This window comes from Bradyrhizobium sp. Ken01 (assembly GCF_055807355.1).
This window is the reverse complement of the sequence record NZ_JBVVPC010000002.1, coordinates 338,115-350,876: the sequence shown is the minus strand read 5'-3', so window position 1 is coordinate 350,876 and position 12,762 is coordinate 338,115. Positions and strand designations below refer to the sequence as shown.

Sequence of the window (12,762 nt, the reverse complement as noted above, 5' to 3'; positions counted from 1 at the left end):
AACCGCTTGAGGCAGGGTCACTGAATTCGAATGACAACTGTGTCCGCGGCGCCCGTGGCATCGATGACGGTCAGCCGCGCAAAGCCCGGACCGGGCGGATCGATCAGCCGCTGGCGCCGTCCGTCAATCTCGCCCTGCGCCGTTCCGTTAACCATGACGGTCATGGGCAGGACGCCGCCGGCGACCTTGACCGGCATGGCTGCGCCGCCCTCGCCACCCGAGCGATCGACGTCGATCCGCGAGCCGTTCAGCGGAAACTGGATATGCAGAGCCTGCTCGCCCCCGGTTCGCACTAGGTCCCCGACCGGGCGGAACCGCCTCAAGGGTAACGGCAGCTTGGCGTTGCTGGCAACGAGAGTTCCTTTCGGCGGCTTCGGCAACGGGAGGAGCGTCTTGCCGGTGCGGGCGAAGGCGTCGAACAGGATCGGCGCGGCGGCAACCCGACCGATCAGGCCCGGAACCGGCGCGCCGTCGGGCCGGCCGACCCAGACGCCGATGGTCATGCGCCCGTCAAATCCCATCGACCAGGCGTCGCGGTAGCCGTAGGAGGTGCCGGTCTTGAAGGCGATGCGGTTGTGAGCCGCGTTCTCCGGCGGCGGGGTGCCGAGCAGCACATTGCCGACCTGCCACGCCGCGACCTGATCGAGCAGCCGCAGCGGCTCGCGGTCGTCCCTCTCGCTCATGATCTCGCGCAACGGCCTGGTGGTGCCGAGCCGGGCGAAGCCCGCATAGAGCTGGGCGAGGTCCTGCAGCGTCACGCCGACGCCGCCAAGGCCCATCGCAAGTCCCGGCGCCTCGTCCTTGGGCAGCACCAGATTGCCACCGGCCTGGCGCAGCCGCGAGGCCAGCCGGCTCGCGCCGACGCGGTCCAGCAGCACGATCGCGGGCACGTTCAGCGACAGCTGCAGCGCCTTCTTCACCGCCACCGTGCCCTGGAACGTCATGTCGAAATTTTCCGGCGCGTAGGAGCCGAAGCGCACGGGCCGATCGTCGATCAGACTGTCGGGGTGAACGAAGCCGTCCTCGAAGGCGAGCCCATAGATGAACGGCTTCAGCGTCGAGCCCGGCGACCGAATGGTGCGGGTCATGTCCACCTGCCCTGCCCGGCGCTCGTCGAAATAATCCGCCGAGCCGACGCGCGCGAGCACGTCGCCGCTCTCATTGTCGACGACGATGATGCCGACCGAGATGTTCGGCCCCAACGCAATGGCACGATCGCGCGCCAGCGGCTCCAGTACCTTCTGGAGGTTGGCATCGAGCGTCAGCTTGATGACAGGCGCGTCCTTGACCGTCGCAAGCGCCGCATCGGAGGCGTGCGGCGCCAGGATCGGCATCGGTTTGCGCAGCTTTGGCACGGGAACGGCCTTGGCCTGCTTGGCGTCGTCGAGGCTTATTTGTTGTTCCTCGACCATGCGGTCGAGCACGCGGTCACGCGCTTTGCGCGCCGCATCGGGATGGCGATCGAGCCTGCGGGTCTCCGGCGATTGCGGCAGCGCGACCAGCAATGCCGCTTCGGCCAGCGACAGCCGCTTCGGCTCTTTGCCGAGATAGGCGATCGAGGCGGCGCGAATGCCCTCGAGGTTGCCGCCGTAGGGCGCGAGCGCAAGATAGAGGTCGAGGATCTGCTCCTTGCTCAAGCTGCGCTCGATCTCGATCGCACGCACCATCTGCCGCAGCTTTGCATAAAGCGAACGCTGCCGCCGCGGCTCCATCAGCCGCGCGAGCTGCATCGAGATGGTCGAGCCGCCCGAGACAATGTGGCCGCGGGTCCCAAGCTGAAACGCAGCGCGCCCCAGTGCCAGCGGGTCGATGCCGTCATGTGCGTAAAAGCGCTGGTCCTCATAGGCGAGCAGCAGCTTGAGATAAGTCGGATCGACGTTCGTTTTTGTCTCGACCGGCAGCCGCCAGCGACCATCCGCCATCGCATAGGCGCGCAGAAGCTTGCCGTTGCGATCGACGATGGTGGTGGAGACCTGGCGGGCTTCGTCGAAAGGCAGCGGGCCGAGGGAGTAAACCCAGGCGACGAAGCCGACGATGGTGAGAATGAGCGCGAAGGCGGCTATCGACAGGACGCGACGGCCCCAGCTCCGCGCTCCGTCATGGCCGGGCTTGTCCCGGCCATCCACGTTCTTGCCGGCGGCACCACAGTCCGTGGATGCCCGGGACATCTGCGCGAAGACGCGCTTCGCGCTTTTGCCCGGGCATGACGACTGAGTATGTGGCTCGGCTTTCATCTCATTCACTTCGCCGCCCGCACCTCGACCGTGCCGGTCCCGGTGCGGCCATAGCGCGAGGGATTGTACATGTCTTCGACATAGGCCTGCGGCAGCACGTATTTGCCGGGCGAGACCACACGCACGACGTAGGCCACGGTGAAGACCGCCTTCGAATCCGAGGCCCGGTCGACGGCAGCCGTGAAGCGGTCGTCGCGGAACTCGGTGTCCTCTGGCTCTTCGCCATCCTCGATCCAGCCCAGCGTGCCGCTGTCGCCCGACGACACCAGTTTTGGATTGTCGATCTCCAGGCCGGCCGGCAGATAGTCGGACACCATGATGTGGCCGTATTCGGGCTTGGCCTCGGTGATCTTCAGCACCACGGCGAAGCGGTCGTTCTGCTTGACCTTGCTGATATCAGCGGGCTTGCCGTCGAGCGTGAAGAAACTGCGCTCGATCTTGAAGCCGTTCGATGCCGCAGGCTCCGGCGTCACCGGCGAACCCGACACCGAGACCACCGCCTGCACCGGCGCATCGCCGGTGTTGGTGATCTTCAGCGGCTTGCCTTCCAGGGTCGCGGCCTTGTAGCTGCGGTACAGCGCGGCCTTGACCGGCTGGCCGTCCACCTCCATCGACAGGTTCTCCTTGGCGAGCGCGCGCGCCGCCAGCACCAGCCACGCATTCTCCTGCGTGGAGGTGTAGGGCGTCAGCCCGCGCGCAGTCTCGACCCGCGACACCGCCTGCGTCAGCGTCGCCTTCGGCGCATTGCCTTCACTGGCAAGCGATACCAGCGCCGCGGCATCGCGGAGCTGCGAGCCGTAGTCGGTGCGGCCGAACTCCAGCACGGGTTTTGGGGCGAGACTGTCGAGCGCTGCGCCATAGACCCGCTCCGCGCGGTTGCGGTCGCCGACCAGCGCGAGCGCGGCGGCGAGCTGCGATTTCGCGATGGGAGTTGCGAGGTTGCTCAGCTTGGTGTCGGCGAGATAGCGGAGGTCGCCGATCGGCGCCGCGCCGTTGCGCGCCAGCACATAGAGGCCGTAGGCGAGATCTCGGCCGCCGTCCTTCTCCGGCTCGTTGCCGTTGACGACGGAGTTGCGGATACGATCCAGCGCGGTCTTGAACAGCACGTCCGGGACCACAAAGCCCTTTTCGCGGGCGCGGGTCAGGAAGTCGGTCACGTACGCGTCGAGCCAGGCGTCGTCACCGCCTGCCGACCACAGCCCGAACGAGCCGTTGGAGCCCTGGCGCGCTAGGAGCCGCTCGATGGCGTCGCGGATGCGCTGGTCGACCTCGGTGTCCATGGCCAGATGCGCGCCGGCCGCGAGCTCGTTGACATAGAGCAACGGCATGGCGCGGCTGGTGATCTGCTCCGAGCAGCCATAGGGATAGCGGTCGAGCGCTTTGAGGATCGTCGCCGCATCGAGCGCAGTCGACAGGCTGGCCGAGACGGAGACGCTGCCGGTGCCCGGAACGAGATCGGCGAACATATCCGAGGTCAACGTCAGGCTCTCACCCTTCGCGAGCGTCCGGATCGAGCGCCGCGCCAGGACTTGCGTCGCCGCCTTGACGTCGAGCGCATAATGGCGCGCCAGCGCCAGGCCATTCGGCCCCTTGATGTCGACATCGAGCGTTGCCTGCCCCGCCGCCGTCGCGTCGATGGCGAGCGTGAACGAATTCCGCTGCTTGGCGGCGAGCTTGACCGTGGTTGCGGGATTGCCGGTCATCTTCACCGGCCCGCCCGTCTTCACGTTGATGACGTAATCGCCCGCCTGCCCCTCGACATTGTCGATCTCGAGATTGACCGTGCCGTGGTCGCCGTTGAGCAGGAAGCGCGGCAGGGTCGTGGTCAGCACGACAGGGTCGCGGATCACGATATCGGTGTTGGCGCGACCGAGCTTGGTCGCGGTCCACGCCACCGCCATCACGCGCGCGGTGCCGGCGAACTCCGGGATGTCGAAGCTCACTTCTGCCGTGCCGTCGGCGGCGACGGTGACGATGCCCGAATAGAGCGCGAGCGGCTTTTGCGCGGGCGGCGAGCCCTTGAGCTCGGCGGCACCGGCGTCGCCGCCGGACTTGATCTGCCCGCGCGTGCCCGACATGCCGTCGATGAGTTGCCCATAGAGATCGCGGATCTCCGCGCTCAGGCGGCGCTGGCCGAGATAATAGTCGTCCGGCGCCGGCGGCTTGTAATTGGTGAGGTTGAGGATGCCGACGTCGACCGCGGCGATCACGATCTTGGCGTCCTCGCCCGGATTGAGCCCGTCGAGCTTGACCGGGATCTTCAACATCGCATTCGGCCGGATCAGTGCCGGCGGCGTCAGCTTCACCTGCAGCGTGCGGGTCTGCTTGTCGATACCGAACCATTTGAGTCCGATGGCCCGGCCCGGCATGCGTTGCGCGGCCGCATCGAGCGGACGGCGCAGCGTCGCCACCACATAGGCGCCGGTACCCCAGTCCTTGCCGACCGGTAGCTTCACCTGCGCGGTGCCTTCCTTGACGTCGATGGTCTGCGTCGTCAGCAGGCGATCGCCGAGCAAGTTGACGGTCAGCTTGCCGGCGCTGCGGACGTTGACCGACACGATCATGGTGTCGCCCGAGGCGTATTGCGGCTTGTCGATCGAGGTCTCCAGGAGGTCCGGCGTGTCGGCGCTGCCGTCGGAATACCAGCCGACGTCGAACTGTACCGAGGTCACGGGTCCGTCGACGTCGTTCGACTTCACGTCCAACCGGTAGCGGCCGGGCCGTGCCGTCAGCGAAATCCGCGACGGCTTGTCCGCGGCGACGGTCACGTCGCCGTCAGAGACGCGCGAGGTCGATTTGACCGGCTCGTACTCCCAGTAATTGCTCTGGCGATACCATTGGTAGCGCGACTCCATCTTCAGGAGCTCGTAGCGCAGGCCGTCGCGGCGAAGCCTTTCACCCTCGGGCGAGACGAACACGACGTCGAACTCGGCCTTGTCGCCCTCGGCGACGTTCTTGTCGCCAAACAGCGGCTTGATGCCGATCATGGCGGCAGCAGGCGCGACCGGCAGCACGATCTTGCGCTCCACGGCGCGGCCGCCGGTCTCGACCATGCGGACGAAGATCTGCGCCTCCTGCGGCCGCGTCGAGGCCGGCTGCTTGTCGAGCGTGACCGGGAAGGTCGCAACGCCATTGGCGTCAGCTTCCGGCAGGTTTTCCAGCGGCGTGCGCTCGTTCGAGGTGGTCTCCTCGTCGGCGACGCCGAACTGGTAACCGGCGAAACCCGGCCGCTCGGACGCGGGCGCGATCAGCATGTCGCCTTCGAGCGCCAACCCCGAGGCCGGCGCGCCATAGAGGAAATGACCGTCGGCCTTAAGCTCCACCGGAGCGTTAGCTTTGATCAGCTTGTCCTTGGCGGACAAGTCGAATTCGATCCGATCAGGGACGTAATCCTCAACCATGAAGGTGGTCTCGCCGACCGAAGAGCCCTTCGGATCGGTGAAGGCGCGCACCCGCCAGGTCCCGGTCGGGACGGCCGAGTTGAGCGGCACGGACAGGGTGCGCCCGCCGGCGCCCTGGTCGGCCAGCACGGCGCGGCGGTATTCGACGCCGTCGGGGCGCTCGATCACCAGCGTCATCGGCCCGCCGGTGACGGCGTTGCCCTGCCCGTCGCGCAACAGCGCGGTCAGATAGACGGTCTCGCTGGAGCGGTAGACGCCGCGCTCGGCATAGACGAAGGCATCGGCGCCCGCAGGCACGGCCCTGCCCGAAACGCCACGGTCCGACAGGTCGAAGGCGGAGGATTTGAGGCTGAGGAAGGCATAGTCGGCCTTCTCGCCGGTCACGGTGAGCATCGCCGGCGACAGGCCGCCCTCGCCGCGCGCAAGCCCCGCTTCGAACAGCAAATGGCCGCTCTCATCGGTCTTGCGGGTGGCCAAAATCTCATTGTTGCGCGCGACCAGCCGCACCTCGGCCTTGCCGACCGGATCGGTCGAGGCCAGCGAATTCACGAAGACATGGATGCCGTCATTGCCGGAATAGGCCGTGACGCCAAGATCGGAGACGATGAACCATTGGGTGGCGAGCTGGTAGTCGTCGTCCGAGCCCGGTCCCTTGGCCGCGGCCGTCATGACATAGACGCCGGGCTGGAGTTCGCCCAGCGCCTGGTCGACCGGGAACGCCGTGGTGACGTCCTGGTTCAGCGTCATCGCGGTCGCGAGCTCGCCGGTCCAGACCTTGACGCCGCGCTCGCCGCCGAGATCGCTGAGCTGGTATTTCGACAGGGTCTTCTGGAAATCGCTGTCGACCACCGTGTTGATCAGATTGCGGTCGCCGATCCGGAACACGTTGATGTTGACGGCTGGCGTGTTGACGCTGACCACGGGAATGCCGCGCTGGCCGGTCCTCGGCAGCACATAGGCGCGACTAGTGAAGCGCACGAAGGGCTTGCGGTCGCGCACATAGACGTTGAACTCGGCCGATTTCGGCAGGCCTTCCTTCACGGTGGACGGCAGGCCGGCGCGCAGATTGATGTTGTAGCGCTCGCCGTGCTTCAGCCCGTCGACGCAGAGCTGCTTGCCCTCGGCCGACAGCGCCGGCTTGTCCTGGCCCGCCAGCGCGAGGTACGGCGCGAAATCGGTGCGTTTTGCCAGCTCCTCCGAGAACTGGAAGCAGGCGCGCGGACTGGCGGAGTCCGAGTCCACGGTGTAGTCGAGCAGCCGAAAACCGTGCTCGTCGCGCATCTTCTCATACTGGCCGCGGACGTCGGCGACTTCCCGCATGTCGAGGGACAGCCGCAGCGCATCCAGCGCCGGCCGCCACAACTTGCGTTCGGACAGCGACTTGCCGAGCACTGCGAGCGCGTCGGCCTCCTCGCCCGCATTCCCGGCGCGCTGGTAGGCGATGTAGGCGGCGGTCGAGGCGCGCTCCAGCAGGAACGTCTGCTCGCTCGAGCTCTTCGGCGATATCTGGAAGATGACCTTTGCCAGGCGCAGCCAGTTGCCGGCGTCTTCCGGCGTGGTCGCCGCGATCTGGCCGAGCACCGACAGGCCGGTGCGGTAGTCGTTGCGCCGGAAGGCAGCATCGGCGTCGGTGCGCAAGCTCGCGCCGCTCTTGGCGACCGGCCCCGCCTCGCCCTTGATCTGCGCCTCCAGCTTGATCGCGGAATCGGCGAGGTCGTCCCGTTTGAAGGCTTTGTCGGCGGCCTGCGCTACGCTAAGGCCGAACGCCAGCGTGGCGCAGAGTGTGACGGCGCGAACAAGACCGATCATGGATGGACTCCCGGAAATCGCGGACGAACGCCGCTTGTCGCATGAAATGCGCGGAAAGGTGACGGACTCAAGGCGATGGAACCAAAAGTGCAAACCGTCGCATTCGCCATGACAAGGCAGGCCCAGAGGAGACCGATCAAGCTATCGCCACGCACGCCGTCCTGATGGCGCAGCAATATCCGACCAGTCGTCCGGCGGCCGTGTCCCGGAAGCTGGCCAGCGTTCCCGGCGATGTGATCCATCGTCCAGTCCGCTGCCGCTCAACCCGGCACCCTGACACCCCACCGTTCCGCTTTGTCGCGGCTTCGCGGAAAACGGTTCGGTTCAGGCTTGGCGAAAGACGATATTTTTCATAATGGCATGGTAGATGAACAGCCGGCTCCCAACCAGGGCGGCTCAAGACGGTCCCGTAGCTCAACTGGATAGAGCATCAGATTTCTACTCTGAGGGTTGCAGGTTCGATTCCTGCCGGGATCGCCAATTTCAGTCTCATCCACCCGGGACATCACCGGCGCACGGCGACTCGATGCACCGCCGTTCACTCGTGAGCCCCGTCTACGATGCGCGCCTGCAGAATCCACCGTCCTTCACGAACGCGTGGGTCGCCTCGCCCCGGGCTTTGATCTTGGCAAACGAGCCCTATCTAACCGCCGAGCGACGTGCGCCCGATAAGGACTTCGATGCCACTATCCGACTTGACGAGAATGGCTATCGCATCTGCGGTGGCGATTGTGGCAATATCGTTCCTGGCAGTTGACGCGGGAGTCGTGAACTCCGGCGTCATCACAAAGCCCATCGCGACGGCGCGGGCTTCCATCGCGGACGCGGCCGCCAGTCAGCACCAACTCGCCTTCGCCGTTCAGGCGTGGGCGCGTCGCGGCCACCAGAAGCCGGCCGTGGAAGAATGCCTGGCGATCGATTGAAACAGCGCACTCGCCGCTCTCGTCTGGCGGATGTAGGCGCAACGTAACAATCATGTCTGTTACAGGCCATTAATCCCCCGGACGAAGATCGTCCAAATCCAGCCGAACAGTGCGCTCAAGGCAGCGACCGATGCGGCGATTGCCGCGGTCCGAGTCCACCAGATCTGCCGCTCGTGCCGTTCGATATCCGCCTCGGATTTTTGATTATCTTTCCAGTTCAGCCATTCCTGGGCGAACCCGATCGTCATGACGGGCGCGGTTCCGATCGCAATCGCTCCTGCGGATGCCGCGTCGGTCTGGGCTAGGCGCGCTCGGACGTTGGCTACACCCATCTTTTCAAGCACCGCAAGCCATTGCTGGGACTGTTCGTCTGACACATGCCACGTGCATTCCCTGTAAGGAAACGCTTTCGGTCGCTCTGTCATAGCCTTGCACCGTACTCACCCTTCAGTGTCGCCCCTGATGTCGCGCCCACCACCCGGCAATCGCCGCCGCGAGATCCTTCCACAACTCGGTCGGCAGATCCGGCACCGCCACCCGGACGCTGTACCGATCCGTAGTCGCGTCGTGAAACCACTCGGTCGCCGCGAAATCGAAACCAAAACTGCCGGCATGGCGAATGGGGAAGCCTTTGCCGCCGAGGTCGCGGCTCATGTCTTCGGCGGCCTGCCGCGCGCTCGCCTCATCGAGGGCGCGCCTGCCGCGAAGCGTGACATAGAGGCCGTGGGTGAAATGCAGCTCGGCCGAGAGCGAAGCGAGCTCGGAGGCGAAATATCGCGCCGTCTGGCGGCCGTTGCGCAGAATCGCGGCGACGCGCCTTTTCGTCAGGGCCCAATAGGCCACTGAGCCCACGAATGGCGGGAAGTGCGCCGGCAGCGCCGCGCCGCCGAGAAGCCGGACGGCATTGCGGGTTTCCGCCGCCAGGCTTTCGGACAGCAGCTGCTCCGCCTTGAGGTCCTTCCGTCTCCAATGCACGAACACACCAGAGCCGAGCCGGCCGTATTCCACCCCGAGCGAATCCAGCTTGTTGTGGCTTCGCACCAACACGACGGGAATGTCCCATCTCGCGGCCCATCTCAGGACGCGCCGGATGCGCCCGGATCTGCCGGCGAAACATGTCGTGTCGAAAATCAACAGGTCGAGCCCCGAACCGTCGCAACGCAAAGCGGCTTCGAACGCTCCGGCAGGGACGCATGAATCCAGCAGGAGAAGCCGTGGCGAGGCCGCCGCAGCGAACGCTTCGCCCAGCGGGAGCCTGGCGGTGACAAGCCGTAAATGGGGGACGAGGCTCTCGATCAGCTCCAGTGTCTCGCCGTAGGTGCCCGGCAGCACCACGACATCTGCCTTGCCGGTGATTCCTGCGGACGCGAGCAGCAGCGCGGAAATCGCGGCCATGCCGGAGGCGGTATAGACCGCCTCGCTGCCGCAGCCCCGCTCGAGTTCATAGAACGAGGGACCGCGTACCTTGAGGTCAGCGCGCTGATAATCGTAGCTGAACACGAACGGACCGCTGCTGGGAGACGCCGCGTGCGACCAGGCCGTTTCCGTCGCCTTCCAGTCCTGCAGCGCATGTTCCGCGCGTAGCGCGGCGGCGAGCTGAAACTTGGAGTCCACGACCTCGTCGACCGACTGCGGACGAGCCAAATGCAGCGGGCTCCTCAGGCAATCGTTCAGCAGCCCGATTTCCCTGTGCTTTCGTTCGAGATAGGCCTCGGTGGTCTCCATGCGGATCTTGATAAGGGTCTTGATGCGGATCTTGGCAATTGCGACTGCCTTTCAACGTTCGGCGAACGCATTGGCTCCAGACAGTCGGCCCCGCTCATCCTTGCAACGAAGGCCGGTCCTCGCCGTTGACACTGCACAAGGAGAACAGCATGAGCGAGATCAGAGAGCACATGAAGATCATCGGCAAGGACGGCGCCCATGTCGGCACCGTCGACCGCGTCGAGGGCAACCGCATCAAACTGACGCGGAAGGACAGCCCGGAAGGTCACAAGGACCATCATCACTACATCGACACGAAATATGTGGGTGCCGTCGAAGGCGATGTCGTCAAGCTTTCGGTCAATGCCGACGCGGTGCCGAAGTCGGAAGCAGCCTGAGCCAGCAAGTCCCCTCGGGACTTTTGTTTGTTCACGGTCCTGCTCCGCTTCGTTCCCCGAAACGAATCGCGATCGGAAAATCGTCGTCCGAACGAGTCTTAACGCCGCGTTTCGGCGGCTCGCGTCAAGCGTCGAGCGTCACGAGCACGGGCCGCAGCCGATGGGCATTGATGGCGGCGTTCTCGCGCGAAAAGAATTGAAGGGCGCGGAACGAACCTGCGATCAGCGCGTTCGCTATCAAGTGGCGCCGATTTGCCAGCCCCGATCGGCTCTCGAGAACCCCGTGCTCGTCCCCCCGAGCACGGGGTTTTTCTGTGAATAGGGGTAATGTCGTAAGAGCGTGGCCTCAGTCCGTCCGCTCTTCGCGCCGGTCGCGGGCGAGTTGATGCCAGGCCAGGGCCAGCTCGATGAGACGTTGCCGGTCAGGACCTTCGGCCGCCACGGCGCGCTTCATCGCCGCCTCGGCTTCATGCTGTGGATCGTACTTGGTACACATGAAGCCAATTCTAGCCGGACGATCTGGACATGCGCGTGGCAATTTCGCCCGTATGATTGCGGGGTTAACGCCTCCCGACACGGATTTGCGACGCGATCCAACTCATGCATGTTTCGAGCGACCCGCCCGATTGTGGGCTCGATGCGCACCGATCTGTGAAGTGCGTCACAGCCGGCGCCCGGCGTCTCCGCTAAACAGTCCTCAGCGCTCCCAGAGAGCGAGAAGGCTTGGGAGATATTCCCGTCATGACACAAGAAGCCGCAGCCGAAATTGCCGTCCCGCCGCGACGCGAAAGATCCGACCCGCTCGGCATCGCTTATCTTGCGACCATCGGTATCGTGATGCTGGCCTGGATCGCAGGTCTGGTCTGGGCCGCGATCGCGTTCTTCAGCTGGCTGGTGTCCTGACGCGCGGGGCGATCGCCCTAGAATCAATTTCCGGCCAGCTGACGGCCAACGCCAAAACGAAAAGAGGCGGACTTTTCACCCGCCTCTTCGCTTCAGCTCTCGCCTGGCGTGCTCAGTAGCACGCCCGGGGGTCAGCCTGCACATACTGGCCGCTCGGATAGCGGTAGTAGCAGTTGCCCTGGGCCAGATAGTAGCCGGGGCGCGAAGCAGCCGTCGCGCCGGCGATCGCCCCGGTGGCACCGCCGATCACAGCGCCTGCGGCCGCACCCGAGGCGTTGCCCGATATCAGGCCGCCCAGCACGCCGCCCACGATAGCGCCACCAAGCGCGCTCGCACCAGGATCGGCCGGCGGCGGAGGCGGCGGCGGTTCATAGGCGACCGGCGGCGGGGCGTAGGCCACAGGCACGTCATCGTAATAGTCCTCCGAGATGTAGGCCGGAGGCCCCTCCATCCGCTGCGGATAATAATACCGCGCGCCGCCTACATCCCACCACCAGCCGGAGCGGCCGTTGTGGACTTCGTGGCGCCAGCGTCCGCCATCCCAGGCGAGATGGCCGCGATAGGTGTGTCCGCCCCAGTCGCGCGCCGGTGCGGGACCCCTGGCGTAATTGCGTCCGGGCGGCGGACCGCCGGCATTACGCGGCGCAGGACCTGGACTCGCGAGAGCAGGATTTGGACCCGGACCTGCATGACCAAGACCGCCGGCGTAGGGCTGGACGCCGGCCTGTGGCGCAGGCCGGGCAGCCTGCTGCGGCGGCGGCCCCTTTCGCATGTTCTGAGGCGGCGCGCCGGCGCCTGGCCCGGCCGATGGCTGGGCGGCGTCTCTCGGCGGTCTGGCGTCCTGAGCCTGCGCCGGGACGGCGAGCAATGACATCGCCGAAACCAAGGGAATGATGATCTTGATGCGACTGGACGCACTCATGCGTGCTTGCCCCCTACTCTCTCGATTGCCGTCAATGGCCGTGATGCCTGCCGCGATAGATGATTCGGCTCGCGCTGAGCTGACGCCGGCTGACATGACTGACCTGCTTTGGTCGGCTAAGTCCCGTTACAAATGATTAAGATCACGACATTTTTTCGTCAGCGGGAGCCCCGCTGGAGCGCTTCTAGCGGGCCGGCTCGATCACGTTGCAGTTGCTTCGCCCGGACATCAGGCAGTCCTGCATCTTGCTCGCGGAGGTGAGATCGCGGGCGAGCCACCAGCCGACACCGAGGATCACGATGGCGATGATCAAGCCGGCGATGGCGCCGCGACGGTTGTCACCGGATTGAGGTTTTGGAGTGGATTTGGCCTTCGCGCCCGGTTCGGGCTTAGGTTCGGGCTTGGCTTCGGGCTTGGGCATGGCTGACCGATCACGGGGGCGAGCGGGCTTTATCACCTCCGCGGCGT

At 65.6% G+C, this 12,762-nt stretch carries 10 protein-coding genes and 1 tRNA gene; 3 read left to right on the top strand and 8 right to left on the bottom strand.

All coding sequences use genetic code 11. The annotated features are described in order from the left end of the window. Positions 1-17: 17 nt before the first annotated feature. Together pbpC and AC0L3S_RS03760 are read right to left on the bottom strand one after the other, a co-directional pair. Positions 18-2,168, bottom strand: coding sequence for a penicillin-binding protein 1C (gene pbpC / locus AC0L3S_RS03765; RefSeq protein WP_473278113.1), 2,151 nt, complete (start codon positions 2,166-2,168; stop codon positions 18-20). Positions 2,169-2,239: 71 nt separating this feature from the next. Continuing rightward, entirely contained in the window at positions 2,240-7,444 is a 5,205-nt protein-coding gene (locus tag AC0L3S_RS03760; RefSeq protein WP_473278112.1) for an alpha-2-macroglobulin family protein, read from the bottom strand. 403 nt (positions 7,445-7,847) lie between these two features. On the opposite strand from AC0L3S_RS03760, the gene AC0L3S_RS03755 reads away from it, so the two are divergent. Then, a tRNA-Arg gene (locus tag AC0L3S_RS03755) sits at positions 7,848-7,924 on the top strand. Positions 7,925-8,087: 163 nt separating this feature from the next. Here AC0L3S_RS03755 and AC0L3S_RS03750 read toward each other — a convergent pair. The 3 genes from AC0L3S_RS03750 to AC0L3S_RS03740 all read right to left on the bottom strand — a co-directional run bounded on the left by AC0L3S_RS03750 (position 8,088) and on the right by AC0L3S_RS03740 (position 10,092). Then, positions 8,088-8,261, bottom strand: coding sequence for a hypothetical protein (locus tag AC0L3S_RS03750; protein WP_473261438.1), 174 nt, complete (start codon positions 8,259-8,261; stop codon positions 8,088-8,090). A 165-nt stretch (positions 8,262-8,426) separates the two neighbouring features. Continuing rightward, entirely contained in the window at positions 8,427-8,744 is a 318-nt protein-coding gene (locus AC0L3S_RS03745) for a hypothetical protein (RefSeq protein WP_473278111.1), read from the bottom strand. Positions 8,745-8,814: 70 nt separating this feature from the next. Continuing rightward, positions 8,815-10,092: a hypothetical protein gene (locus AC0L3S_RS03740; RefSeq protein WP_473278110.1), complete on the bottom strand. Its 1,278-nt coding sequence runs from the start codon at positions 10,090-10,092 to the stop codon at positions 8,815-8,817. A gap of 149 nt (positions 10,093-10,241) precedes the next feature. On the opposite strand from AC0L3S_RS03740, the gene AC0L3S_RS03735 reads away from it, so the two are divergent. Beyond that, on the top strand, positions 10,242-10,469 hold the full coding sequence (locus AC0L3S_RS03735) for a DUF2171 domain-containing protein (RefSeq protein WP_247349066.1): 228 nt from the start codon (positions 10,242-10,244) through the stop codon (positions 10,467-10,469). A gap of 346 nt (positions 10,470-10,815) precedes the next feature. Here the strand turns inward: AC0L3S_RS03735 and AC0L3S_RS03730 are convergent, their stop codons facing one another. Beyond that, positions 10,816-10,965, bottom strand: a complete 150-nt coding sequence (locus AC0L3S_RS03730; protein ID WP_197031201.1) for a hypothetical protein — start codon at positions 10,963-10,965, stop codon at positions 10,816-10,818. A gap of 245 nt (positions 10,966-11,210) precedes the next feature. Here AC0L3S_RS03730 and AC0L3S_RS03725 point away from each other — a divergent pair, with 245 nt between their 5' ends. Further along, entirely contained in the window at positions 11,211-11,372 is a 162-nt protein-coding gene (locus AC0L3S_RS03725) for a hypothetical protein (RefSeq protein WP_473261447.1), read from the top strand. A gap of 112 nt (positions 11,373-11,484) precedes the next feature. Here the strand turns inward: AC0L3S_RS03725 and AC0L3S_RS03720 are convergent, their stop codons facing one another. Both AC0L3S_RS03720 and AC0L3S_RS03715 read right to left on the bottom strand, forming a co-directional pair. After that, entirely contained in the window at positions 11,485-12,294 is an 810-nt protein-coding gene (locus AC0L3S_RS03720; protein WP_473278109.1) for a hypothetical protein, read from the bottom strand. 184 nt (positions 12,295-12,478) lie between these two features. Further along, the gene (locus tag AC0L3S_RS03715; RefSeq protein WP_473261451.1) at positions 12,479-12,715 is read right to left on the bottom strand and encodes a hypothetical protein; all 237 of its coding nucleotides are present in this window, start codon (positions 12,713-12,715) and stop codon (positions 12,479-12,481) included. Positions 12,716-12,762 lie beyond the last annotated feature (47 nt).